The following is a 25,085-nucleotide window of genomic DNA, read 5'->3' on the forward strand; positions in this document are numbered from 1 at the left end:
CCTTTTTCTTGTAGACAATTTAAAAAAAGAATTAATAATTGTCTACAATTAACAAAAACCAAACAAACTAAATTTATTAATTGGCAGGTAATAAAACTTTATCTATTACATGCACTACACCATTAGTAGCTAAAACATTTAGTAGGGAAGCTACTAATCCTGCTGGTGGATTTGTTCCTGCAGCATCTTGAACAGTTAAATTACCTAAGCTTATTGTAACATTTTGACCATTTAACATTGGTACTGCACCATCAGATAAGTCAGTTGAAAATACATATGCATTAGGTTCAACGACATGATGAGTTAATATACCAGCAACAGCTGTTGGATCTGTCTCATTAATTACAGATTCGGTTAAACCAGCAGCTATAAAGGCAGCATCAGTTGGGGCGAATACTGTATATGGACCATCACCAGCAAAGAAATCACCTAAACTTGCTCTTGCTAAAGCTGTTGCTAATAACGAGAATTCAGCAGGATTACCACTCGCAAAACTTGCTACTATTTCGTTTATCGTATTTGTTGGGGGTATTAAAGTTCTGTCAATTACATGTACAACACCGTTAGATCCAGTAATATCTGTAGCGATAACTGTTGAAGTACCATTAATTGAAACGTCTCCACCAGCATTGGTTAAGTATATATTTCCGCCTAAAGTTGCTACTTCTGCAGCAGAACCAGATGTTGTTGGCAGCATAGAAGCCATAATGGTTCCATCAATAACGTGGTAGGCTAAAACAGCATCAGCACCATTTACATCAGTAATTCCTGCAGCTTCAAATGCTGCATTTGTTGGAGCAAATAAAGTTAAGCCATTTCCTCCAGGACCATTGCCTAAAAGCAAACTCAAGATATCAGTATTAGCGTTTTGAACGGCAGCTATAAGTGTAGAAAAGTTTTTATTAAAATAAGCAGGAGCAACTATAGTTCCAACAATTGGTAGGATTGATGGCGGAACCATAACACTATCAATAATATGAGCAACGCCATTTGTTGCTAAGGCATCAACAGCAATTACTTGTGCATTCGCAATAGTAACGCCGCTACTGTTTGCAACTACAACAGCTTCTTCTCCGTTTGCCATAGTTATTGTACTACTTGTTACAGCACTTGATTCAAGAGCTGCAGTTGCATAAACATGATATTGTAATACGTTTTTAAGTACATCTTCTGGAATATCATTTATATCTGTTTGTCCTATCGCCGTTAAAAGTTTTTGAAATGCATCATTGTTTGGTGCGAAAACGGTAAAACTATTATCGCTGCTAAGTAAAGTTACTAAATCAGGATACTTTGTAAGTGCGGTTACTAAACTTGATAATTGAGGAGTTGCTTGTGCTAATTCTACAATGTTATTTGTTGGTACAAATGCGATAACATCATCGTCATCACTGCATGAAGTGAACATAATTAATCCTAAGAAAAGGATTGATAATTTTTTTAAAATTTTCATAGTATTATTATTTAGTTTTATTATTGTTTAACAAAAATACAAAATAATTAAACAAAAACCTTATTAATGTTTAAGTTTTTTTTAAAATAATTAAACAATAGTATAATGTTTAAAACCTGATAACCCTTCATTATAATGTATAAACAAATCAATTATATGTATCTTTGCATCCAAATTTTTTATAATGAAACGAGTTATTATTGGACTTTCAGGAGGTGTAGATTCTAGTGTTGCAGCTTATTTGTTACAGCAGCAAGGTTATGAAGTTATAGGTTTATTTATGAAAAATTGGCATGATGATTCTGTAACCATTTCTAACGAATGCCCATGGTTAGATGATAGTAACGATGCTATGTTGGTGGCAGAAAAACTAGGAATACCTTTTCAAACTGTTGATTTAAGCGAACAATATAAGGAACGCATAGTTGATTATATGTTTAATGAATATGAAAAGGGTAGAACACCTAATCCAGATGTGCTTTGCAATAGGGAGATAAAATTTGATGTCTTTATGAAAATAGCCTTAGAGCTTGGAGCAGATTATGTTGCTACAGGTCATTATTGTAGAAAAGGAACTATTGAAAAAGACGGGAATGAAATATATCAATTATTAGCTGGTGTCGATGACAATAAAGATCAATCGTATTTTTTATGTCAATTGTCTCAAGATCAATTAGCAAAATCTTTATTTCCCATCGGAGAATTAACGAAGCCCGAAGTGCGAGAAATTGCGATGGAATTAGATTTAGTAACTGCCGAAAAGAAAGATTCTCAAGGGCTTTGCTTTATAGGTAAGGTGAAATTACCAGATTTTCTTCAACAGCAACTAAAGCCAAAAGAAGGTATTATTGTTGAAATCCCTAGTAATCAAGGTGTTTTTAATCAAGAAACACCTCAATTTCATTCTAAAGAGGAAGAGTTGGAATATTTATCTCGTAAAATTGATTACAAAGTTGATTTAGGTAAAGTAGTTGGGAAACATCAAGGTGCTCATTATTTTACAAAAGGTCAGCGAAAAGGTTTAGCTGTAGGGGGTACCGTAGAACCATTATTTGTAATTGATACCGATGTAAAAGAAAATGTTATTTATACAGGGCAGGGAAAAAATCATCCAGGGTTGTATAAAAAAGTGTTGTTTATAACCAATAAAGAGTTACATTGGGTTCGTCCAGATTTAGCTTTAAAAACCGGTGAAACCATGCAGGTTATGGCAAGAATTCGGTATAGACAATCTTTAGAAGAAGCCATTTTGCATAAAGTTGAAAGTGGTTTATATATTGAATTTAAAAATTTTCAATCCGCTATAACCGAAGGTCAATTTGCTGCTTGGTATTTAGATGATGAATTAGTAGGTTCTGGCGTAATTTCATAGCTTGCACGAAATTAATATGTGATAAAAATCATAGTTTTCAATTTGCATTCTTACAAACTTTGTAAAAGTATTTAAAATCAATATAGAATATGTTAGTAAATAGAAGTCTTAAATCAGAATTATTAAGTTTATTAGTGTTAGTCTTTTTCACAATAACCTTTAGTCATGCCCAACAAGATGCTTGGGTTTACATAACAGATAAACAAGATGTGGCGAATTCTATTGCTAATCCTATTTCTATTTTATCTCAAAAAGCAATTGATAGAAAAGCAGCACATGGTGTGGTTATTGATGAACGGGATGTTCCTGTAAATGAATCATATATAGCTCAACTTAAAAGTGCTACTGGAATTACTGTAATGGCAAAATCAAAATGGTTTAATGCTGTTCATGTAAGAGGAACAGTAACAGATATTAATGCGCTTTCAAGTTTAAGTTTTGTAAGTTCTATTGATTTTGCAGACAAGACTATGAATACGTCTAAGCAGACTCTAGAAAAAAAAGAATCGAAGTTTCAAGAAACCTTCACAGCGTTTAATTATGGGGATACAGCTAACCAAATTAAAATGTTTAATGGAGACCAATTACATCTTTTAGATTATACAGGAACTGGTATGACTGTGGCAGTTTTAGACGGAGGTTTTCCTAATGTAAACACGATGACTTCTTTTCAGAGATTAAGAGATGCAGGACATATTCTAGATGATTACGATTTTGTAAATCGAGATGACGATGTGTATACCAATACTGCTAGTGATCATGGCACATGGGTGTTAAGTACCATGGCAGGATATATAGAAAATGAATATGTAGGTACAGCACCAGACGCATCATATTATTTGTTTATAACTGAAGATGGTAAAAAAGAAAATCCAGTGGAAGAAAGTTATTGGGTAGAGGCAGCTGAACGGGCAGATAGTTTAGGCGTAGATGTGATAAACACCTCTTTAGGATATGGGGGGGTATGATAATACCAATTATAAATATGATGCTACTGATTATGATGGGAATACAATTTATATAACAAAGGCTGCTAATATTGCTTTTGAGAAAGGTATGCTATTAGTTATCGCAGCAGGAAATAAAGGGAAAACAGGTGTATATGCTCCTGCTGATTCACCAAATGTTTTATCAATTGGTGCAGTAGATGCTTCAGGAAGTTATGTTGACTTTAGTTCGGTAGGTAGTGCCATTCAACCTACTCAAAAACCCGATGTTGTTGCCCAAGGATTAAAGAGTTATGTTATTGATCGAAATGATGTCATCATAGGAACACTTGAAGGTACTTCGCTTAGTACACCTATAATAGCAGGAGGTATTACATGTTTGTGGCAGGCTTTACCAAATAAAACTAATGCAGAAATTATGCAGTTAGTTCGAGAATCTGCTTCTCAATATAACAGTCCAGATTACTTTTTAGGATATGGTATCCCAGATTTGCAATTAGCACTTAATAGAACATTATCTGTTAAAGATATTGAAGGATATGAAGTTTTAAAAGTATATCCAAACCCAACCACGGGAAGTGTTTATTTTAAATTCCCTTATAATGAACATGAGGTATTTGTTACTATCTATAATGTTTTTGGAAAGCAAGTTCTAAGTGCTGAAGTAACTAATGTTAATAATCAAATCGATTTATCTTCATTATCTAAAGGTGTTTATATTTCAAAAATAGAATCCAAGAATATATCTAAAACAATAAAGCTTGTTAAAAAGTAAATGATTAATAAAATCACAGAACTATTTAATATAAAATACCCCATAATTCAAGCAGGAATGGTTTGGAATAGCGGTTGGAGACTAGCTTCAGCTGCAAGTAATTCTGGAATATTAGGTTTACTAGGAGCAGGTTCTATGTATCCTGAAGTTTTGAGAACTCATATCCAAAAATGCAAAAAAGCGACCAATAAGCCTTTTGGCGTTAATGTACCCATGTTATACCCTAATGTTCAAGAAATCATGGACATTATTATTGAAGAAGGAGTGAAAATTGTTTTCACTTCAGCTGGAAATCCAAAAACTTGGACGTCTTGGTTACAAGAACGAGGCGTTACTGTTGTACATGTTGTGAGTAGTGTGAAATTTGCATTAAAAGCTCAAGAAGCTGGAGTAGATGCTATAGTAGCAGAAGGTTTTGAAGCTGGCGGTCATAATGGACGAGATGAAACAACAACGTTAGCACTTATTCCTATGGTTAGGGAACAAATTACAATTCCTTTAATAGCTGCTGGAGGTATTGCTACAGGAAAAGCGATGTTAGCTTGTATGGTTTTAGGTGCTGATGGTGTTCAAATAGGGAGCCGGTTTGTGGCTAGTAATGAAAGTTCTGCACATGATGATTTTAAACAAGTTGTTATTGATGCAAAAGAAGGAGATACACAGTTAACTCTAAAAGAGTTAGCGCCTGTGCGTTTAATTAAAAATAAATTTTACAATGATGTTCAGCAACTTTATAAAGAAGGTGCTACAATTGAACAGCTTAAAGAACTTTTGGGACGTGCACGTGCAAAAAAAGGTATGTTTGAGGGGGATCTAGTAGAGGGGGAATTAGAAATTGGTCAAATTTCAGGGTTAATTCACGATATAAAACCTGTTGCTCAAATTGTTGATGATATAATAAAAGAGTTTGAAGAGGCTAAAACAAGGGTATGTTTATTGTAAAAAGTTATATATAAATCAGTAAATATTAAACAAGAAAGGAGGGAAATATTTTTCCTCCTTTCTTGTATAGAAACGATAAACTTTAATATTCTAAATCCCTTTTATATAAAAGTAAAATGTTTCTACATTTTTAAAAAAAACATGCTTTATGTTTGTCAAATGTATGAAAATCAGTTTTTTAATTTTTAAAATTCAGTTTTAAGTTATTAACAAATTTCATAATTACATTAAAATTAAAAGCCCTTTTTAAATTATAAAAAGCAAAGTTTTAAAGTTACTTTTGCAAAATGCAAATAACAGATTACACCAAAGAATTTAAGTACAATTGGAAACTAGCCGCACCAGTCATGTTGGGAATGTTGGGACATACCTTTGTTAGTTTTGTTGATAATATTATGGTTGGTCAATTAGGGACAGCCGAACTTGCGGCAGTGTCTTTGGGTAATAGCTTTATGTTTATTGCGATGTCTTTAGGGATTGGTTTTTCTACAGCGATAACACCACTAATAGCAGAAGCAGATGCGGCTCAAAATTTTCTTAAAGGTAAATCGTTTTTCAAACACGGTTTGTTTTTATGTACTGTTTTAGGTGTGTTATTGTTTTTATTAGTGTTTTTTGCTAAGCCTATAATGTATTTAATGAAGCAGCCTGAAGAGGTTGTTGAATTGGCTATTCCTTATTTAGATTTGGTAGCTTTTTCGTTAATTCCTTTAATTGTTTTTCAAGGTTTTAAGCAGTTTAGCGATGGCTTGTCTATGACACGATATCCTATGTATGCTACTATTTTAGGAAACATTATAAATATAGTTTTAAATTATCTATTAATTTTTGGAAAGTTTGGGTTTCCTGAATTAGGTATTGTAGGAGCTGCTTATGGAACCTTAGCATCAAGAGTTATAATGGTTTGGTATTTATGGTTTTTGTTACAAAGTAAAGAAAAATCGAAAGCTTATGTTACTAATATTAAATTTTTTGATTTAAATAAATTTAAGCTCAAAAAGCTGCTTAATTTAGGTGCGCCTAGCGCAATGCAAATGTTTTTTGAAGTAGCCATTTTTACAGCTGCTATATGGTTAAGCGGTTTGCTTGGTAAAAACCCACAAGCTGCAAATCAAATAGCTTTAAACTTATCGTCTATGACCTTTATGGTGGCTATGGGATTAAGTGTGGCATCAATGGTTAGAGTTGGAAATCAAAAAGGATTAAAAAATTATGTTGAGTTGAGGCGTATAGCCTTTTCTATTTTTCTTTTAGGTGTAATATTGGCGACTTGTTTTGCTGTTTTGTTTTTTGTTTTTCATGATTATTTACCAAAAATATATGTAGATTTTGATGATGCTGAAAATTTAGCTGACAATACAGAAGTGATAAGTATTGCGTCTAAATTGTTAATTGCAGCAGCTATTTTTCAAATTAGCGATAGTATACAAGTATTAGTTCTAGGGGCTTTACGGGGATTACAAGATGTTAAAATACCAACTGTGATAACTTTTATTTCTTATTGGCTTATTGGTTTTCCAATAAGTTGGTATTTGGGAAAAGAAGATGCTTACGGAAGTTTTGGTATTTGGTTAGGATTACTATCTGGTTTAACAACTGCCGCTATTTTATTGTATATTCGATTTAATTATTTGACTAAAAAGTTAATTTTGTCGAATATAAAATAACACAGACTAAAAAGTTAATAATAAATACTAAAAATGACACTTCCAAAATTTATATTAGGTGATAATACCGAATTTCCAAATGCAATTTTTGTTATACATACCGAATTTCCTAGATTTATTATAAATCTTGAAGACGATGAAGTTGAATGGTTTGAAGATTTTGATGATGAAGACCAAAAAGAGCTTGAAATAGAAACTGAAAATGCTATAAAATTAGCTACAGATTTTTACGACAATGAAATAGCTAAATATGATGCATAAATTGCGTTAGGGATTATTCATTGGTTAATATTTTAAATTAATGAAATCATGAATGCTTTGCATTTGTAGTGGAAATCCTTTTTTGAGAAACGATAAAAAAGATTAAAATGGAAAGCCCGCCCATCCTGTACCGATAGCTATCTAGACAGGGTGGGAAAGCCAAAAATAAATTATATATGATAGATGAGCTTTTAAAATACGATACTGAACTATTTTTATTTTTAAATAATTTAGGGTCTGAAACTTGGGATGGATTATGGTTAGCAATCACAGCAAAGTTAACATTTGTACCTTTATATGCTGTTTTATTATTTTTATTATATAAAAAATTCGGATTGAAATCATTACTTATTTTTGTTGTGGTTATTGCGTTAATGATTACGTTTACCGACCAGATTACAAATGTTTTTAAGCGTGGTTTTCAGCGACCGAGACCTTGTGGTGAAACCGATTTAATAAATCAGATGCGGTTTATTGCTGTCCGCTGTGGTAAGTATGGTTTCTTTTCGGGGCATTCGTCTAATTCTATGGCAGCAGCTGTTTTTGCAGGTTTAATGCTAAAACCTTACTATAAAAACTTAATATTTATTTTATTATTCTGGAGTGCTATTGTGGCTTATAGTAGAATTTATGTTGGTGTACACTATCCGTTAGATATTTTCTGTGGCCTAACTTTTGGAGCTATTTCTGGTTTTCTATTTTATAAATTGGGGACTTATTTAATAAAAAGATTTGTAAATAATTAAGCGATTACGTTTAGTGTCTTTTCAAGTATTGAAATAGTAATAGGTAACTAAAAATTCTCCATCAATTTGAATTTGAAATCTAAGTTCGTCTTTTTTTTTGATGCTTTGTGTTAGGCATATTAAAGATGAATGCAGGAACATGATAATTATTCGGAATAAGCATTAAATAAATAACATATGGAGTTGAGAAAAAGGAGATAGTTCCTAAATCCAATAAAAAAAGTATTTATTATATTGAGAACAGACGTGTCTATTTTTATGAAAATCCCAAATTAAAAAATTAATCGTACTAATAAAATAGTGTTATAAAGATTAAAATAAATGTTAGTCTAGTTCTAAATAATCGATACAGATTAATAAATTATTTTAGTGGCACGGACACTTTTACGTCATCCCAAGCCATTGTTAAAAACAATTTATCAGTAGAATTATCAAATGCAATTGTGAATTGTTCAACAGTGTGGTCTAGCTTTTCAACAGGTACATCAATGCTTAAAACATCATAATTAGGATCCCACATGGGTTTCATTTCAGAATCTACACCCCAGGAATACTGCTTAGAATTAAAAATAACGGTCCAAACAGAGTCTTTAGGAACAGTCCATAATGTGTATTTTCCAGTAGCTAATCGTATGCCTGCGACTTCTAAAGGTTTATTGGTTTCAAAAGTAGTCGCTTCATTAGCACCAGTACGCCAAACTTGATTAAAAGGTACTAAAGCTCCAAATATGTCTCGTTCTTTTTTAGAAGGTCTATTGTAAAACACTTTTAGTTTTAAATCATTCAACTCAAATTTTACAGTGTCTTTAGGACTTAATCTATTTTCAAAAATATTTTCAACAAAGGTGGAATATAAAAATAAACCAAGTGCAATAATTGATAAAATGATTAAAAGGCGTTTTAAAAAGGTATTCATAAAAAGAGTTTAATTAAGGTATAAAGATACTTTAAAATGTAATAATTAATAAAATTGAAACGTAGATTTCTTTAGTTTTGTTATGAGCCGCTAAAAAAATATTTTTTTTTGCAACACTACACTTTTTTTGTCGTCTTTAATAATGAACTAACTTATAACCAAAAGTATAAACGAGTATGTTTCAAGTTGACATTATTGAAAAATGTAAACAAAACAATCGAAAAGCACAAGTGCAGTTATACAACCAGTACTGCGACGGTATGTATGTTGTTGCAAAACGGTTTTTAAAAAATACTCATGATGCAGAAGATGTGGTGCAAGAAGCCTTTATAAAGGCTTTTACAAAACTACATCAATACAAAGCAGAAGTAACTTTTGGAGCTTGGTTAAAACGTATTGTTGTTAATAAAAGTATCGATTTTTTAAAATCTAAAAAACAGCTTATTGAGCTGGAAGAGGTGCACCTTAAAGTAATTGATATTGAAAGTGATGACAAATGGTTAGTAGATGATGCTATTACAATTAATGAAGCGAAAAGTGCTATTGATAAATTACCAGAAAAATATCAATATGTAGTAATGCTTTATTTGATTGAAGGGTATGATCATCAAGAAATTTCAGAAATATTAAATATTTCTGAAGTCGCATCACGAACTCAATTGTCTAGGGGAAAAACAAAACTTCAAGAACTCTTAAAACTTAAAAAAAATGGCACAAGATATTAGAGATTTATTTAAAGATGATAAGGTAGCGTTTGAAACTATGCCAGAAAATCATCAAGACCGATTTCTAAAAAAATTAGATGAAGTTTTGCCAGTTGAACCTAAAAAGCATCATTTTAATTGGTTAGGGATAGCTGCTAGTGTTATCTTGTTTTTAGGACTGGGTTTTGGAGTGTATAGTTATTTTCAACCCAATATAGAAAACTCTTCAGTAGTAGTATCTACTCAAGCTATTAAAACAAAAACACTTGGTGATGTGTCTCCCGGGTTAAAAAAAGTTGAAGATTATTATTTAGCGAGTATAAATTTAGAGTTGTCTAAAATGAAATATACACCAGAAACCAAAGATGTTTTTGATGGGTATTTGCTGCAGTTAAGAGAGTTAGATGAAGAGTATAAGCGGTTGTCGCTTGAATTAACAGAGTCTGGTCCAACAGAGTTAACCATTAATGCGTTAATCGATAACTTAAAATTTCGTTTAAATCTTCTGTATCGTTTGCGATCACAATTAAAAGAATTTAATACTTCTGAAACTCATGTCGACGAAGTAGAACTAATGAGTTAAAAATCAAAAAATGAACAAATCAATTATAAAAGTCAAATTATTTATTTTAAGTTTTCTTATTGTAGGAAGTGTTTTTGCACAACAAAAGTTAACTAAAATATCACAAACAATTAAGGTTAATAAAGATGTAACTATCGACTTAAACACGAGTCATACTAATATTATTTTCGATACTTGGAATAAAGGAACTATTGAAATTGAAGCATATATAGAAGGTGAAGATTTAAGTAATGAAGAATTTGAAAGTGCTTTAAAAAAATGGGATGTAGATATTGACGCTTCTTTTGATAGTGTATCAATTTCAACAAAGTCTGATACTCATCATGTATGGCATTACAATTATACTCATGAAAATAATGATGTTGTACATGCTGTTTTAGATGAATTAAAATTTGTAATGGCAGATTTACCTGAGATGCCAGAAATGCCTGAGCTTCCTGAAATGCCAGAAATGCCCAAGTTACCAGAATTGCCTGAAGGTGTTAATGATGTTCAATTTGATTATGAGGCTTATCAAAAAGATGGAGAGAAATATTTGGAAAAGTATACTCAAAAATTTGAATCTACTTTTGGCAAGGACTATGCTAAAAAAATGGAAGCTTGGGGAGAAAAATTCGGAGAAGGATGGGGTGAAAAATATGCAGCACAAATGGAAGTCTGGGGAGAACGCTTTGCAGCACAAATGGAAAAGCGAGCTGAAAGAATTGAAAATGAAGTTCAGAGAGCAGATAAACAACGAGAGCTTGTAGAGAAAAGGAGAGAGCGTGTAGAAGTTGCACGCCAAGAACATGAAAAAGAAAGAGAAAAACTAGAAAGTAAACGTCGTGTTTTAGTTGAGAAAATGGTTAACCGTGAATCAGGTAATTCTAAAGTAAAAAAAACAATTAGAATCAAAATGCCTAAAGGTGCTAAGTTAAAAGTAAATGTGCGCCATGGCGAACTAGAGTTTACTTCTAATATAGATGATTTAAAAGCAGACTTATCATATACAAAATTTTCAGCATATAGCATTAATGGTAGTTCTACTTCCATTAATGCTTCATATTCACCAATTCATGTAAATCATTGGAATTTAGGTGAATTAAATTTAAAGTATGTTGAAGATGTTGATTTAGATCATGTAAATAACTTAATTTTAACCTCTAATTCATCAAACATTACTGTTGGAAACTTATTTGGTAATGCTATTATTGATGGGAGTATAGGTGATTTAAAGATTTTAAAAATTGACGATGTATTTACTAATCTAAATATTATCATTCAAAATAGTGATGTTGTTATTGCACTCCCAAAAGTTGATTATAATTTGCAATATAAAGGAACGCGTTCCCATTTTTATCACCCTAAAAAGGTTTCAAAGGAAAATGTGTCTTCATTTTCTAATAATATTTTAGATAGCAATAAAACAATTATTATAAATGCTAAGTATAGTAATGTAGAATTGAAATAATGTTTTCTGTTCGCTAATCCTTGAATTTATTTCAAATAAAAAAAACGCCTAAAAGGCGCTTTTCTATTTTTAAAAATATGTTTTTATTAGGTTTAGAACATATAACGAATACCTAATGCAATATCAAAATCTAAATCATCATTACCATAATAATCACCTCCAAAACCTATTTCTGGTCTAAAATCAAGAGATAATTGCAAAGGAATATTAAAATTATATTCAACACCAATATCTCCAGCGGCAAAAACAAATGTTTCGCTATCATCAATACCATCAGGAACTTTATCAAAGCTATAAGAAGCTAAACCTCCACCTACACCAGCGTACCAGTTGAAGTTGCCTTCTAAAACCCATACCCATTGGTATAAACCAGCAAGTTTAAAACCATCAAAATTATTCCCAGATCTAATACCTAAATCTAGCTCTAACCGGTTGTTTTCGCCTAATGCTTTCTGGTATGAAATTTCAGCGCCAAAGCCATCACTATCCCCTAATCGCAATCCAATAGCATTGTTAGCGATATCCTGAGCGCTTGATGTAAATGCGAAACCAATTAAAGCAATCGATAATAAAAGTAATTTTTTCATAAATTTTAAAGTTTTAAATTAATAGTATATACGGTCAATTTGTTAAAAAAGACCATTTTTTTGTTCGGTGAATTATTTTACAAAAATAACGCCAAAAATGTAATTATATTTAACATCTCGTTAGTTTTGTAAACTTATTTATCAATATATGTCATTAAGCCCACAGTTACAGGAGTTAAGAAGAAAAATATCTGGAGAATTATTTTTCGATGATTTAATTAAAGCTCTATATGCTACTGATGCTTCCGTTTATAGAATGTTGCCACTAGCTGTCGCTTATCCAAAAGATAAAGACGATATAAAGCAACTAATTGAATTTGCTAAAACTTATAAAACCTCATTAATACCAAGAACAGCAGGGACATCGCTTGCTGGACAATGTGTTGGGAAAGGTATTGTAGTTGATGTTTCTAAATATTTTACAGAAATTATTGAATTTAATGAGGAAGCGCAAACCATAACGGTACAACCAGGAGTGGTTAGAGATGCTTTAAATAATTATTTGAAACCTTATGGATTGTTTTTCGGCCCCAATACATCTACATCTAATAGGTGTATGATTGGTGGTATGGTTGGGAATAATTCGTCTGGAACAACGTCTATTCAATACGGCGTTACACGAGATAAAGTTTTAGAAATGCATACCATTTTAAGTGATGGGAGCGAAGTTGTATTTGAGGAGTTGTCATCAGAAGCATTTCAACAAAAAACAAAAGAAGTCTCGTTAGAAGGTCGAATTTATAAAACCATTTATTCAGAATTAGCTTCAGAGTCGGTTCAAAATCAAATTACAGATAATTTTCCAAAGCCAGAAATACATAGAAGAAACACAGGTTATGCAATTGATGAATTAATAAAAACTGACGTATTTTCTGAAACTACTGAAGCTTTTAATATGTGTAAACTGCTTTCTGGTAGCGAAGGGACTTTAGCGTTTACAACACAAATTACTTTAAAATTAGATATGTTGCCACCACAAGAATCTATTATGGTAGCAGCACATTTTAGTAGTATTGAAAGTTGTTTGAATGCGGTTGAATTAACTATGAAACACGATTTGTACAATTGTGAAATGATGGATAAAACCATTTTAGATTGTACAAAGCATAATAAAACACAACAAGAAAATAGAAGTTTTATTGAAGGTGATCCGCAAGCTATTTTAATGTGCGAAGTACGTGCAAAAACAAAACAAGACGTTAGTGTTTTAGCAGATAAATTAGAAAAAGCTATTGAAGATTCTGGATTAAGTTATGCATATCCTAAATTGATAGGAAATGATGTAAATAAAGCCAATAATTTAAGAAGTGCAGGTTTAGGTTTACTTGGTAATATGATTGGCGATAAAAAGTCAGCTGCCTGTATAGAAGATACTGCGGTAGCTTTATCAGATTTGGCGAATTACATTTCGGAGTTTTCGAAGTTAATGAAAGCTTATAAGCAAGATGCTATTTATTATGCACATGCTGGTGCTGGCGAATTGCATTTACGACCTATTTTAAATCTAAAAAAGTCTGAAGATGTTGTTTTGTTTAGAAAAATAACAACCGATGTGGCGCATTTAGTGAAAAAATATAACGGGTCTATGAGTGGTGAGCATGGTGATGGTATTGTACGTGCCGAATTCATTCCGTTAATGATTGGGGAAGCAAATTATGAAATCCTGAAGCGTATAAAAACCGTTTTTGATGCCGATAACATTTTTAATCCTGGAAAAATTGTTGATGCATTCCCGATGGATAAATCCTTACGCTATGAAACAGATCGAGTAGAACCAGAAATAAAAACACTTCTTGATTTTTCGGCATCACAAGGTATTTTAAGAGAAACTGAAAAATGCAATGGTTCTGGCGATTGTAGAAAATTACCAGAGTTTGGTGGTACCATGTGTCCTAGTTACCGTGCTACTAGAAATGAAAAAGATACCACGCGAGCACGAGCTAATGCTTTGCGCGAATTTTTAACAAATTCTGATAAAGAAAATAAGTTTAACCATAAAGAATTAAAAACGGTTTTCGATTTATGTTTGAGTTGTAAAGCTTGTGCAAGTGAATGCCCAAGTAGCGTAGATGTGGCGAGTTTAAAAGCTGAATTTTTGTATCAATATCAAAAAGAAAACGGCGTGTCTTTACGTACTAAATTGTTTGCTTATAATAATAAATTAAATGATTTTGGAAGTCAGTTTCCTAAGCTTACAAACTTTGTGTTTTCTAATAAAATAACGTCTTCCATTTTAAAGAAATCATTATCTATAGCTAAAGAAAGAAGCTTGCCTTTATTATCAAATAAAAGTTTAAGTAAGCAATTTCAATCAATTGAAAATAAGGTAGATGTAAAAAATAAAATAAAAACAATTTACTTTTTTAATGATGAGTTTTTAAATCATTTAGACGCTTCTATTGGTATGGATGCTATTCAACTTTTAATAGCTTTGAATTATGATGTAAAACTGATTAAACATGCCGAATCTGGTCGTGCTTTTTTGTCTAAAGGATTATTAGAACAGGCTAAAGAATGTGCAGATAAAAATGTTGCTATTTTTAAAAATGAAGTTTCACAAGCAACCCCTTTAATAGGTATAGAACCTTCTGCTATTTTAACGTTTAGAGATGAATATATAAAGCTGGCAGACGATAAAAATTCCGCGAAAGCGATTGCGGAAAACACGTTTTTAATTGAAGAGTTTATTCAACAAGAAATTAAACAAGGAAATATAAAGCCTGAACAATTTACTTTAGAAGCTAAAACCATTATGTTTCATGGACATTGTCATCAAAAATCGATGAGTAATCAACTCTCAAGTTTTGCTGTGTTGAATTTACCTAAAAATTACAAAGTGACTATTATTCCTAGTGGTTGTTGTGGTATGGCAGGAAGTTTTGGTTATGAAAAAGAACATTATGAAGTCAGTATGAATGTTGGGGAACAAACCTTGTTTCCAGCCGTTAGAAATGCTTCAAAAGAGACTCTTATTTCAGCAAATGGAACCAGTTGCAGGCATCAAATCAAGGACGGAACTAATAGGGAAGCAAAACACCCAATTACTATTTTAAAAGAAGCTCTTGTTTAGTTGATTGTATTTAGTTAGCAGTAATCAGTAGGTAGGATTGGTTGTCATATCGAAATGAGGAACGATTGAGATATCACATTATTTAAATGTAAAATAGTTTATGTTTACTTAGAATGCTTGTCAACTATAGTTATAGCAGCTATTAAATCTTTAATATTCATATTGTTATAATCTTCATCAACAGCAAAAGGAGCTAGTTTGTCATTATTATAATTGTATATTTTCCAACGTTTAAATTGGTATTCTAAGGCTGTGAAGTTTTCTACCCAATCACCAGAGTTTAAGTACATGGTTTTTCCATGTTTGTTTTCAATATATTCCATTTTTGGTTGGTGTATATGTCCGCACACCACATAGTCATAACCGTTTTCAATCGCTAAGTCCGCGATTACTTTTTCATAATCATTTACATATTTAATAGCGCCTTTTACACCATTTTTAACTTTTTTAGATAAGGAATAACGCTCTTTACCTCGTTTTTCTAAATACCAGTTAAATGCACGATTAATTAAGGTTAGTAAATCGTAGCCATAACCACCAAGTTTGGCTAACCATTTGGCGTTTTGTATAGAAACATCAAAAACATCACCATGAAAAAACCATCCTTTTTTACCATCTAAATCTAAAATCATTTTATCTACAATAGAAATATTGCCAATCGTTGTATTGCTGAATTTGCGAAGCATTTCATCATGATTTCCTGTAATGTAAATGATTTCAACTCCATCAGCAGCCATGTCCATGATTTTCTTAATAACTTTTAAATGAGACTTAGGGAAGTAGCGTTTACTGAATTGCCAAACATCAATAAAATCACCATTTAAAATGAGTTTTTTAGGCTCGATACTGTTTAAATACGTCAGTAAATGTTTTGCGTGACAGCCGTATGTTCCGAGATGAACATCCGATATGACTGCGATTTCTATTTTTCTTTTAATCTTCAATAGTTAGAAGTCTTTTGTTATTACAAATAACATATTTTAGTATTATGTAATCATTATGACATAATTATTTATATATCAGTATATTGTTAAGTAATTGTTATGCATGGTTATAGCGGAATTTATAAAGCTAAATACGATTTCATTTCCTTATTTCTAGGAATAGCATTATTCGAAAAAAATATCCATTGAAATTGTCATTTCCGAGAAACCGGTAGGTTCATGAATACTTTACTATAAAATTTAAACAATGAATAATGCGGGAATCTAAATAAAGCTTTAAGTAAATTTTATTCTTAATAATTTCAAAAAATAGTATTATAGCCGTGTATTTAGGGTAGGTGAATTCGAAAAAAGCTTTATTTTAGCCAAAAATTGTAATTATGGCTGGTAATTCCTTCGGAAAACTATTTAATTTAACAACTTATGGTGAATCTCACGGACCTGCTTTAGGAGGCGTTATAGATGGTTGTCCATCTGGAATCGTGTTAGATTTAGATGAAATTCAAAATGAATTAAATCGAAGAAAACCAGGGCAATCTGCTATCGTTACACAACGTAAAGAACCCGATACGGTTAAGTTTCATTCTGGCATTTTTGAAGGCGTAACTACAGGAACTTCTATTGGATTTGTTATAGAAAACACCAATCAAAAATCTCACGATTATTCACATATAAAAGATAGTTACAGACCAAGTCATGCCGATTATACGTACGATAAAAAATATGGTGTAAGAGATTATCGTGGTGGTGGACGTAGTTCTGCGCGTGAAACCGCATGTCGTGTCGTTGCTGGTGCTATCGCTAAACAAATGCTTAAAGGTATTGAAATTACAGCCTATGTTTCTGGTGTTGGTACCATGAAATTAGATAAGCCTTATAACGAATTAGATCTTACAAAAGTAGAATCAAATATTGTGCGTTGTCCAGATCAAGATATGGCTGCAAACATGGAGACTTATATAAAAGAGGTGCGCGGTAAAGGTGATACTGTTGGTGGTATTGTTAGTTGTGTTATTAAAAATGTACCTGTTGGATTAGGTGAACCAGTTTTCGATAAATTACATGCCGAATTAGGTAAAGCGATGTTATCAATAAATGCCGTAAAAGGTTTTGAATATGGTAGCGGATTTCATGGAAGCACCATGTACGGAAGCGATCATAACGATTCGTTTAATAACGACGGTACAACAAAAACCAATTTCTCAGGTGGTATTCAAGGCGGTATAAGCAATGGTATGGATATCTATTTCAATGTGGCTTTTAAACCTGTAGCAACGCTTATTCAAAAATACGAAACCATAGATAAGGCAGGAAATACTGTAGAAATGCAAGGAAAAGGACGTCACGATCCATGTGTGGTGCCACGTGCCGTGCCTATTGTAGAAGCTATGGCAGCCTTAGTTATTGCAGATTTTTACTTAATAAACAAGCTTTATAATTAACTGTTCTTTAGAGGCTATTCCCCTTTTTTCACTCTATCTTTTTAAACCGTCATTACAAGGAGTGAGGGATGTGGTAATCTGTTGAACATTATTTCTATTCATTGATAGTTCTTTTTAAGTTTTAAAAGGAGCAGTTTATCCTGAGTACAGTTGATGGGCATCAACTGGGATTAAGCTATTTGCTATTTTTTCATTTCTGTGAACGCGGGAGTCTACAAGATCAAAAATAATGTAAGTTAAGCGTGTAATGGTCTATTTATTAGTTATTTACTAAATATATAAGACTAAGGGCGATATGCGTTAAATCAGCAGTTTTGTCATTTCTGCAAAAGCAGGAATCCATTTTTTAAAACCATTGAAATTTGTTTTGTCTCTATGAGTATACTATTAAGTAAAGGAAAAACATCAAAAATACTTATCTTGCTTTCGTAATTTAAAAACGAATTAATTCCTCTCCTTTGGAGAGGTTAGGAGAGACTCTATGAAAAAACTAGCACTACATTGGAAGATTATTATAGGAATGATTCTCGGAATCATTTTTGGATTTATTATGAATACCGTTGATGGCGGAAAAGGTTTTGTATCCGATTGGATTTCGCCTTTTGGTACCATTTTCATCAATCTTCTTAAGCTTATTGCGGTTCCCTTAATTTTAGCCTCTTTAATAAAGGGGATATCCGATTTAAAAGATATTTCCAAAATAAAGTCTATGGGTTTGCGTACTATAGGTATTTATATTGCAACTACATTAGTGGCAATTATTATTGGTTTAACTATTGTAAACACATTGAAGCCAGGCGATGGCATGCCTCAAGATACTATCGAAAAAATCAAGCTAAAATACGCAAATGATGCTGGTGTTATGGATAAGTTAACCAAGGCATCTGCTCAAAAAGAGGCAGGACCTTTACAAGCTTTAGTTGATATTTTTCCTAGTAATATTTTTAAATCCTTTGCCGAGGCGTCAATGCTTCAAGTTATCTTTTTTGCATTATTTGTTGGTGTTTGCTTATTGCTAATAGGAGAAAAGAAAGCAAAGCCATTGGTTAATTTCTTTGATTCACTTAATGAAGTTGTCATGAAAATGGTCGATTTAATTATGCTTTTTGCTCCGTATGCTGTATTTGCATTGCTTGCTAATGTCATCATTGCTTTTGATGATGTAGAGATATTAATTAAATTACTTTATTACGCATTTTGTGTGGTAGGTGGTTTAATTATCATGATAGGTTTCTATCTTCTTTTAATTAGTGTGTACACTAAAAAATCACCTATGTGGTTTTTAAAACAAATAAGTCCAGCGCAACTTTTGGCATTTTCAACTAGTAGTAGTGCGGCGACTTTACCTGTAACTATGGAGCGTGTTGAAGAGCATTTAGGGGTAGACAAAGAAGTTTCTGGTTTTGTATTACCCGTTGGTGCTACCGTAAATATGGATGGCACTAGTTTGTATCAAGGTATTGCAGCAGTGTTTATTATGCAGGTTATTTGGCCCGAAGGTTTAACGTTTACAAATCAATTAGTCATTGTTGCTACGGCATTATTAGCCTCTATTGGAAGTGCGGCTGTGCCAAGTGCAGGTATGGTGATGCTGGTTATTGTATTAGAATCTATTGGATTTCCAGCCGAATTATTACCAATAGGTTTAGCGCTTATTTTTGCGGTAGATAGACCTTTAGATATGTGTAGAACCGTTGTAAATGTAACAGGAGATGCCACAGTGTCTATGTTAGTAGCTAAGTCGTTAGGGAAATTACATGAGCCCAAACCAAAAGAATGGGATGATAATTATGAAGCTGTAAAATAGTTTTTTATGAATTCTAATATAAATATTGAATCGCCAATAGTTTCAGTTGCATGGCTGCATTCGAATATGCATGCTAAAAATTTAGTTATTTTAGATGGCACGATTAATAAAGTATTTGATGCTTCAACAAAACAAATACCTAAGGCGCGCCTTTTTGATATAAAGAAGAAGTTCAGCGATGTGTCGAATCCGTTTCCCAGTGCATTTCCTTCTGCTGAACAATTTCAGAAATCGGCAAGAGAGTTGGGGATTAATTCAGATTCTGCTATTGTGGTTTACGATGACAAAGGCATTTATTCTAGTGCTCGTGTTTGGTGGATGTTTAAAGCTTTTGGGTATACTAACGTTGCTGTTTTAAATGGCGGATTTCCAGCGTGGTTAAAAGCGGATTATGCAACCGAGTCAATGAAACTTTATGAAGGAGCGGAAGGTGATTTTGTTGTAAATCATAAGCCTGAAACCATGAAATTTTTTGAGGATGTTAAAACAGCTTCAAAAAACAACACACATACCATTATTGATGCGCGTTCAGCTGGACGATTTAACTGTGCCGAGCCAGAACCACGTGAAGGTTTACGTATGGGAACCATACCGAACTCTGTTAATTTACCTTTTACCAATTTGTTAGAAGATGGTGTGTTAAAACCTAAAGAAGACTTAGTAAAAGCTTTTCGAGAGCTTGCTACTAAAGATGATCCTATTATTTTTTCTTGTGGCTCTGGTATTACGGCTTGTGTTTTAGCATTGGGAGCTGCCATCGCAGGGTATAAAAATATTTCTGTTTATGATGGTTCTTGGACTGAGTGGGGGAGTTTGGTTGGAGAATAGGTTTTCTAAAAAATGTGGTTAAAAAAGTAAGTGTACTGTCTTAATGTTTTATGTGATGTCTCAATCGTACCTCATTTCGACATGACTTACGCGTGTTAATTATAATTTCTAAGTCATTTCGAACGTAGAGAGAAATCACATAATTAGTTAGTTATTAAAGGTAATAGTTGAACTATTTTCTTAAACCAGTTAGAAATGGCACTTGTTACTAACGAGCGCTAGTGGGGTTGTGGCATTGGTCTAGATAATTCTAATGGAACTAGTTTTTTTCTAAGCATTGTTTTATCCTTAAAATGTCTCGATATCTCGTAAGTTTTATCTGTGAAATCGTTCATTTCTTCACTCACTTGGTAGTAAAAAATCTTAATTGATTTACATTTTTCGTGTTCAAAAATTTGATTCAGCATTGTTCTATCGGAAATTCCACAAGAATGTCCGTAGATATAAACTTGAAAATCGTTAGATTCTATAAACCTAGTTAAGTCATAGAAATTTTTAGTTTTGTAGGTATTCAAATGATTTGATGTGTTTGAAAAGTTCGTTGTTTTTTTCATCTTCAAATTCCAAATATTTTTTGTCAAATTCATCACCAAACCCAAAGATTGGCTTTCCATATTCTCCAGATAAATTTCCGTGAATGTAATTGAATTTTGATGGAATATGTCTTTGACAAATCTTAAAGTAATCTTCAAATGTTTTAGTATAATTAAAATTTAGAAAGTATAAATTATTAGGTAGTTTATCTTCTGTAAGATTAATAGTTACTATTTCGTGTTTTTTTATTTCTTCACGAAAACTATCAGCCAAAGGATTTTTTATTGAAGTATTATTGAATTGGCTTTCTTGTTTTGATAGATATTCAATTAATTTTAGTTTTAGATATTCTAACTGTTCATTAACTTTTTTGATTGCTTCGACTTCTTTAGGTCCTTTGTAACCGTGTTTTGTAGCTAGTAATACATTGAAAAATTCTATCTCAATATCAACCCATTTCAAAATTGAAGTTTTTGAATAGACTTTGCTTAATAAAAGTGAATTGAATTTAAAGTTTATATCTCTAGACTTATTTAACTTGTCTGCTACGTCATAAACTGTCTCATTTGTGACTGGTTTTGGTTTTGGGTCGTAATAACTGAAGTCGTCTTTAAAGTTGATTTCTAATAAAATATCAGAATAATAACCATTGTCAAAGAATGAATTAACTGCACTACAAAAATAGTCAGATATAAAGTCATTAAAACTGGTTTTTATATCGTGAGCAAGGTCAAATCCGTTTCCAATTAGTATTAGTCTGTTCATTCTTCGTATTAAGTACAGCGATTAAGATAAGAATCCGTTTCAATGATTTAAATCAACCTATAAGCTAATTTAAAGTTTTAAAACCTATAAAATCGACATGTAATACAATATTTACGCACAAAGTTTTTAACAATTACAGTTTATTGTAAAAATAAAACCTCTAAGCGTTTTAGAACTTAGAGGTTTCTTTCTTAGTCTACAAATTAACCCGTTTGTATTTGGGGTATTTCAACGTATATGATATTTTGTATGTGTTAGATTCATTAGGGTTAAGCTGTAATTTCCATTCTAATAAGCCTTTTTTTGAATCGTATTCGGCAGTGCCAATTTCAACATCATCTACTTTAATATCTTTGTCCTGACTTACGGGAACTCTATCTACCAAGATTAAACTTATAGAAGATTGTTTGTTGTTTTTTAATTCAATTTCATAAGTTTTGTTTACTATTTTATTGCTTCCTGTAAAGTTGTTCTTCTTAAAATTATTGATGGTGTTTCGTTTTACAACCACATTAGGATCAACTCCTAAAGAAATGGTTAAGCTATCTGTTGTGGCTTGTGGATTAATATTGGTTTTGCCTGAATAACTACCTTCAAAGTAAATGTTGGCCTCTCCAGGTAATAGATTATATTGTTCCCAATCGCCCATTTTAGCAGTTAAAAATACATTTTCATTAATTATAGGTGCTGTAAAATAAGAGAAACTAGCAGGAATTAAATATTTGTCGATTTCGATAACCGTAATATCTCCGTTTGTTTGAATCGTGTATGGTTTTTTTATTTCGAATCTTTGGTTGGTAATGCCTTCTTCAATAATATCGCCATTGGAGGTTTGGTTTTCTTCTTGCTTTTGATAGTTGTTAGATTTTGATTCCATATTTATGCTTGAAACACTTCCTGTTGTATTTCTTTTGTCTTGTGTTCCGTAGCCAACTACTACAACTTCTTCAAGCATCGAAACATCTTCTTGTATACTAAGATTTGTAATGCTAGAATGAATTGGGAGACTTTCAGTTTTGTACCCTAAATAAGAATAAACAAGTTCTTTGCCGCCGTTGGTTCGTATAGAATATTTGCCGTCAAAATCTGTTGTAACGCCATTACTAGTGCCTTTTATTAAAATGTTAACTCCAGGTATTGGAGACCCTGACTCATCGGTTACAATACCGCTTACTGTTTGAATAAACGGATTGTACTTATAATTATAGTTTTTAGTTGCTCTGGTACTATTGTATGTACTATATCTACTTATAAAATTCAAGTATTTCGGATTTACTTCTGGTTTTTCGTTATTCGTGTTGGGGTCGTTTGTAGATAGAATTAGCTTTACATTATTCCAATCGCTTCCTGTGCTTTGGTATACATGGGCTTTATATGCAAGTTGTAGTGGTGCATTAATTTTATCTGCTTTAATATCGTATATCGGAAACCAACCTGCATTATCTACATTATACTTTATTATTAAGTTTAGTTGACTTACTTGATTTGAATTTAGCTTTACTGTAATCTCGCCAGTTTGTACTTTATCATCAACATTAAACTCTATAAGTTGCTTTTGTATTTCTGTAATTTGTTCGTTAAATTCTAGTTTCTTTTTTGATGATGCATGGATAAGGTTTTTAATTTTAGTAATGCGTTTTCTGTAATAATCGGCAAATTGTTGTAGCTTTTCTAGAGTAACAGCTTGATTTTCGTTTCCTATATGTCTGTTGTCATGAATAACCTTTAGCTCTTCTTCGTAACCTGAAATTAAATCGTTTTCAAATTGAATGTTGTCGTTTAATAGTGTTATTTGGCTTTGTAACGCTTCAATATCTTCCGATTTATTTTGTTTAGATAAATAGTTGATTCCGTAATTTATTGATAAAACGGAAGCCGATTTTAATCCTGATATTTGAATGCTGCTTTCTTGAATATTAGGCGAAAGTTTATCAAATTTAAATGTCGTCGTCCCAATGGGAAGTGAAATTTTTGCAGTTCTAGTAATTTGAGCGCCATTAACATATACAGTAACTTCATTAATAGACGTTGCTGTCGGTTTTTGATTTGTAGAGAAACTAAATGTTGTTACAAATAGAAATAAGAATAATAGATTTTTCATGATAGATGGTTTTAATTTTTAATAAAACTATCTTATCAATACAAAATGAAAAATTTATAATGCGTAAAGCATGCTGTTTTAAGCGTGAAATAGTCGTTAGAGTTAGTTTAGGTTTTGTGATTATATAATTTATGAGATGTCTCAATCGCACCTCATTTCGACAAGACTTACGCGAGTGAGTCATAATTTATAAATCATTTCGAATGTGGATTAAAATCACATAATCAACTAGTTTTTAGAGGTAAATAGTGATTATGTTATCTTCTACTTTAAATGCTTTATTGTCTATTGATACATTTATGAGGTCGCCATAATCACAACATTCGTTAGTTTTTGGGGCTGATGTATTGTATGAAATAGTTGCAATTATTTCTGAATCTATTTGAATTTCTAACGCGTCTTCTGTATTGTGCTTTATAACGAATAATAATCCATTAGCTTCGTTTATTGTGAATTCAACAGGGTTTTCTAAAGCATCTCGTATTTCAATGTTTTCTTCTTTAATATTATTTTGAATGATATAATTTTCTTTAGAGGTGTCATCAACCAAATTTATTACAACCATTGGAGCAGCACAAAGTACCGTAGAGCAATCTGGTATGTTCTCATCAGATTTGCAATTAATAAATAATGTGATAAATAGGAGGTAGGCTAATTTATTTTTCATGTTTTTTACGGTTTCTTTTAAGATGTAAATACTTAAAAATGGTTGCGTGTTTGTTTGAAAATTCTTAAAAAATACCTAAAAAACAATTACTCCAAAAACTTACTCTTCAATTCAGGTGTAGGAATCATACAAGCCTCTTTTTTGCCATACCATTTATAACGATTTTTTGCAATATAATCGTAAACCCAATTTCTAATAAAAGTAGGAATGATGAAAAACACGCCCATTAAATTGTTTGGGAAACCTAAATGGGAAGCTATTTTTAAAGCCGCTGTAGATTTATAATTAATACCTTTTTCTGGAGTATATAATAAAATTGAATCTATTTTGTTAGTGTTTATGTTGTGTACTTTAATAATTTCTTGTCCAACTTCGCTCTGTAAAGCGGTAAACATAAACAGGTTTTTTTTGTCATGTTTAATAACATACTGTACACTGCTGTTACAGAGGTTACAAACACCATCAAATAGAATTAGTTTTTTGTCTTTGGGTAACACGAAATTCATATTGTAAAGATATGGCTT

23 protein-coding genes are annotated in these 25,085 nt (G+C 31.9%); 14 read left to right on the forward strand and 9 right to left on the reverse strand.

Annotation, left to right across the window (positions count from 1 at the left end; translation table 11 throughout):
* Positions 1–76 precede the first annotated feature (76 nt).
* Positions 77–1,453 carry a fasciclin domain-containing protein gene (locus tag RHP49_14600; protein WNH12111.1) on the reverse strand — a complete coding sequence of 459 codons (1,377 nt, stop codon included), beginning with the start codon at positions 1,451–1,453 and terminating at the stop codon, positions 77–79.
* A 184-nt stretch (positions 1,454–1,637) separates the two neighbouring features.
* Here RHP49_14600 and mnmA point away from each other — a divergent pair, with 184 nt between their 5' ends.
* The 7 genes from mnmA to RHP49_14635 all read left to right on the forward strand — a co-directional run bounded on the left by mnmA (position 1,638) and on the right by RHP49_14635 (position 8,163).
* Positions 1,638–2,825: a tRNA 2-thiouridine(34) synthase MnmA gene (mnmA, locus tag RHP49_14605; protein ID WNH12112.1), complete on the forward strand. Its 1,188-nt coding sequence runs from the start codon at positions 1,638–1,640 to the stop codon at positions 2,823–2,825.
* Positions 2,826–2,914: 89 nt separating this feature from the next.
* Positions 2,915–3,793: a S8 family serine peptidase gene (locus tag RHP49_14610; GenBank protein WNH12113.1), complete on the forward strand. Its 879-nt coding sequence runs from the start codon at positions 2,915–2,917 to the stop codon at positions 3,791–3,793.
* The gene (locus tag RHP49_14615) at positions 3,780–4,547 is read left to right on the forward strand and encodes a S8 family peptidase (protein WNH12114.1); all 768 of its coding nucleotides are present in this window, start codon (positions 3,780–3,782) and stop codon (positions 4,545–4,547) included. Before RHP49_14610 ends, RHP49_14615 begins: the two co-directional genes overlap by 14 nt.
* Complete coding sequence (locus RHP49_14620; protein ID WNH12115.1) at positions 4,548–5,489, forward strand: nitronate monooxygenase; 942 nt, start codon at positions 4,548–4,550, stop codon at positions 5,487–5,489. It begins immediately after the preceding gene.
* 287 nt (positions 5,490–5,776) lie between these two features.
* Positions 5,777–7,156 (forward strand): MATE family efflux transporter, encoded by a 1,380-nt coding sequence (locus tag RHP49_14625; protein ID WNH12116.1) that lies wholly within the window; start codon positions 5,777–5,779, stop codon positions 7,154–7,156.
* Positions 7,157–7,189: 33 nt separating this feature from the next.
* Positions 7,190–7,417 (forward strand): hypothetical protein, encoded by a 228-nt coding sequence (locus RHP49_14630; GenBank protein ID WNH12117.1) that lies wholly within the window; start codon positions 7,190–7,192, stop codon positions 7,415–7,417.
* A gap of 176 nt (positions 7,418–7,593) precedes the next feature.
* Positions 7,594–8,163 carry a phosphatase PAP2 family protein gene (locus tag RHP49_14635; GenBank protein WNH12118.1) on the forward strand — a complete coding sequence of 190 codons (570 nt, stop codon included), beginning with the start codon at positions 7,594–7,596 and terminating at the stop codon, positions 8,161–8,163.
* A 361-nt stretch (positions 8,164–8,524) separates the two neighbouring features.
* Here the strand turns inward: RHP49_14635 and RHP49_14640 are convergent, their stop codons facing one another.
* Positions 8,525–9,079 (reverse strand): DUF2911 domain-containing protein, encoded by a 555-nt coding sequence (locus RHP49_14640; GenBank protein ID WNH12119.1) that lies wholly within the window; start codon positions 9,077–9,079, stop codon positions 8,525–8,527.
* Positions 9,080–9,255: 176 nt separating this feature from the next.
* Here RHP49_14640 and RHP49_14645 point away from each other — a divergent pair, with 176 nt between their 5' ends.
* Genes RHP49_14645 through RHP49_14655 form a run of 3 tightly spaced genes read left to right on the forward strand, consistent with a single transcriptional unit; the run spans position 9,256 to position 11,816 of the window.
* Positions 9,256–9,804, forward strand: a complete 549-nt coding sequence (locus RHP49_14645) for an RNA polymerase sigma factor (GenBank protein ID WNH12120.1) — start codon at positions 9,256–9,258, stop codon at positions 9,802–9,804.
* Complete coding sequence (locus RHP49_14650) at positions 9,788–10,366, forward strand: hypothetical protein (protein WNH12121.1); 579 nt, start codon at positions 9,788–9,790, stop codon at positions 10,364–10,366. The genes RHP49_14645 and RHP49_14650 overlap by 17 nt, the downstream gene beginning before the upstream one ends.
* Before the next feature lie 10 nt (positions 10,367–10,376).
* Positions 10,377–11,816 carry a hypothetical protein gene (locus RHP49_14655; GenBank protein ID WNH12122.1) on the forward strand — a complete coding sequence of 480 codons (1,440 nt, stop codon included), beginning with the start codon at positions 10,377–10,379 and terminating at the stop codon, positions 11,814–11,816.
* A gap of 92 nt (positions 11,817–11,908) precedes the next feature.
* On the opposite strand, the gene RHP49_14660 is transcribed toward RHP49_14655, so the two are convergent.
* Complete coding sequence (locus tag RHP49_14660) at positions 11,909–12,403, reverse strand: hypothetical protein (GenBank protein WNH12123.1); 495 nt, start codon at positions 12,401–12,403, stop codon at positions 11,909–11,911.
* Between the two features lie 148 nt (positions 12,404–12,551).
* Between RHP49_14660 and RHP49_14665 the strand changes: the two genes are divergently transcribed.
* A complete protein-coding gene (locus tag RHP49_14665; GenBank protein WNH12124.1) occupies positions 12,552–15,473 on the forward strand; it encodes an FAD-linked oxidase C-terminal domain-containing protein in 2,922 nt (973 codons plus the stop codon).
* A 104-nt stretch (positions 15,474–15,577) separates the two neighbouring features.
* On the opposite strand, the gene RHP49_14670 is transcribed toward RHP49_14665, so the two are convergent.
* Positions 15,578–16,417 carry a UDP-2,3-diacylglucosamine diphosphatase gene (locus tag RHP49_14670; protein ID WNH12125.1) on the reverse strand — a complete coding sequence of 280 codons (840 nt, stop codon included), beginning with the start codon at positions 16,415–16,417 and terminating at the stop codon, positions 15,578–15,580.
* A 380-nt stretch (positions 16,418–16,797) separates the two neighbouring features.
* On the opposite strand from RHP49_14670, the gene aroC reads away from it, so the two are divergent.
* The 3 genes from aroC (at position 16,798) to RHP49_14685 (ending at position 20,494) form a co-directional block, all read left to right on the forward strand.
* Positions 16,798–17,859, forward strand: a complete 1,062-nt coding sequence (gene aroC / locus RHP49_14675; GenBank protein WNH12126.1) for a chorismate synthase — start codon at positions 16,798–16,800, stop codon at positions 17,857–17,859.
* Between the two features lie 481 nt (positions 17,860–18,340).
* Positions 18,341–19,666, forward strand: coding sequence for a dicarboxylate/amino acid:cation symporter (locus RHP49_14680; GenBank protein WNH12127.1), 1,326 nt, complete (start codon positions 18,341–18,343; stop codon positions 19,664–19,666).
* Between the two features lie 6 nt (positions 19,667–19,672).
* On the forward strand, positions 19,673–20,494 hold the full coding sequence (locus tag RHP49_14685; protein ID WNH12128.1) for a sulfurtransferase: 822 nt from the start codon (positions 19,673–19,675) through the stop codon (positions 20,492–20,494).
* A 218-nt stretch (positions 20,495–20,712) separates the two neighbouring features.
* On the opposite strand, the gene RHP49_14690 is transcribed toward RHP49_14685, so the two are convergent.
* The 5 genes from RHP49_14690 to RHP49_14710 form a co-directional block, all read right to left on the reverse strand.
* Positions 20,713–21,009, reverse strand: coding sequence for a hypothetical protein (locus RHP49_14690; GenBank protein WNH12129.1), 297 nt, complete (start codon positions 21,007–21,009; stop codon positions 20,713–20,715).
* Positions 20,990–21,793, reverse strand: coding sequence for an AbiH family protein (locus tag RHP49_14695; GenBank protein WNH12130.1), 804 nt, complete (start codon positions 21,791–21,793; stop codon positions 20,990–20,992). The genes RHP49_14690 and RHP49_14695 overlap by 20 nt, the downstream gene beginning before the upstream one ends.
* Positions 21,794–21,989: 196 nt before the next feature.
* Complete coding sequence (locus RHP49_14700; GenBank protein ID WNH12131.1) at positions 21,990–23,894, reverse strand: mucoidy inhibitor MuiA family protein; 1,905 nt, start codon at positions 23,892–23,894, stop codon at positions 21,990–21,992.
* Between the two features lie 235 nt (positions 23,895–24,129).
* Positions 24,130–24,561, reverse strand: a complete 432-nt coding sequence (locus RHP49_14705) for a hypothetical protein (GenBank protein WNH12132.1) — start codon at positions 24,559–24,561, stop codon at positions 24,130–24,132.
* Between the two features lie 86 nt (positions 24,562–24,647).
* The gene (locus RHP49_14710) at positions 24,648–25,067 is read right to left on the reverse strand and encodes a DCC1-like thiol-disulfide oxidoreductase family protein (protein ID WNH12133.1); all 420 of its coding nucleotides are present in this window, start codon (positions 25,065–25,067) and stop codon (positions 24,648–24,650) included.
* Positions 25,068–25,085: the final 18 nt, after the last annotated feature.

This window comes from Flavobacteriaceae bacterium HL-DH10 (assembly GCA_031826515.1).
GTDB classification, from domain to species: Bacteria; Bacteroidota; Bacteroidia; order Flavobacteriales; family Flavobacteriaceae; genus Thalassobellus; species Thalassobellus suaedae.

Excerpts from the sequence above, each read along its gene's own strand:
- RHP49_14600 (WNH12111.1), bottom strand. The coding sequence starts at position 1,453 with ATGAAAATTTTAAAAAAATTATCAATCCTTTTCTTAGGATTAATTATG.
- mnmA (WNH12112.1), top strand. The coding sequence starts at position 1,638 with ATGAAACGAGTTATTATTGGACTTTCAGGAGGTGTAGATTCTAGTGTT.
- RHP49_14610 (WNH12113.1), top strand. The coding sequence starts at position 2,915 with ATGTTAGTAAATAGAAGTCTTAAATCAGAATTATTAAGTTTATTAGTG.
- RHP49_14615 (WNH12114.1), top strand. The coding sequence starts at position 3,780 with ATGGGGGGGTATGATAATACCAATTATAAATATGATGCTACTGATTAT.
- RHP49_14620 (WNH12115.1), top strand. The coding sequence starts at position 4,548 with ATGATTAATAAAATCACAGAACTATTTAATATAAAATACCCCATAATT.
- RHP49_14625 (WNH12116.1), top strand. The coding sequence starts at position 5,777 with ATGCAAATAACAGATTACACCAAAGAATTTAAGTACAATTGGAAACTA.
- RHP49_14630 (WNH12117.1), top strand. The coding sequence starts at position 7,190 with ATGACACTTCCAAAATTTATATTAGGTGATAATACCGAATTTCCAAAT.
- RHP49_14635 (WNH12118.1), top strand. The coding sequence starts at position 7,594 with ATGATAGATGAGCTTTTAAAATACGATACTGAACTATTTTTATTTTTA.
- RHP49_14640 (WNH12119.1), bottom strand. The coding sequence starts at position 9,079 with ATGAATACCTTTTTAAAACGCCTTTTAATCATTTTATCAATTATTGCA.
- RHP49_14645 (WNH12120.1), top strand. The coding sequence starts at position 9,256 with ATGTTTCAAGTTGACATTATTGAAAAATGTAAACAAAACAATCGAAAA.
- RHP49_14650 (WNH12121.1), top strand. The coding sequence starts at position 9,788 with ATGGCACAAGATATTAGAGATTTATTTAAAGATGATAAGGTAGCGTTT.
- RHP49_14655 (WNH12122.1), top strand. The coding sequence starts at position 10,377 with ATGAACAAATCAATTATAAAAGTCAAATTATTTATTTTAAGTTTTCTT.
- RHP49_14660 (WNH12123.1), bottom strand. The coding sequence starts at position 12,403 with ATGAAAAAATTACTTTTATTATCGATTGCTTTAATTGGTTTCGCATTT.
- RHP49_14665 (WNH12124.1), top strand. The coding sequence starts at position 12,552 with ATGTCATTAAGCCCACAGTTACAGGAGTTAAGAAGAAAAATATCTGGA.
- aroC (WNH12126.1), top strand. The coding sequence starts at position 16,798 with ATGGCTGGTAATTCCTTCGGAAAACTATTTAATTTAACAACTTATGGT.
- RHP49_14680 (WNH12127.1), top strand. The coding sequence starts at position 18,341 with ATGAAAAAACTAGCACTACATTGGAAGATTATTATAGGAATGATTCTC.
- RHP49_14685 (WNH12128.1), top strand. The coding sequence starts at position 19,673 with ATGAATTCTAATATAAATATTGAATCGCCAATAGTTTCAGTTGCATGG.
- RHP49_14695 (WNH12130.1), bottom strand. The coding sequence starts at position 21,793 with ATGAACAGACTAATACTAATTGGAAACGGATTTGACCTTGCTCACGAT.
- RHP49_14700 (WNH12131.1), bottom strand. The coding sequence starts at position 23,894 with ATGAAAAATCTATTATTCTTATTTCTATTTGTAACAACATTTAGTTTC.
- RHP49_14705 (WNH12132.1), bottom strand. The coding sequence starts at position 24,561 with ATGAAAAATAAATTAGCCTACCTCCTATTTATCACATTATTTATTAAT.
- RHP49_14710 (WNH12133.1), bottom strand. The coding sequence starts at position 25,067 with ATGAATTTCGTGTTACCCAAAGACAAAAAACTAATTCTATTTGATGGT.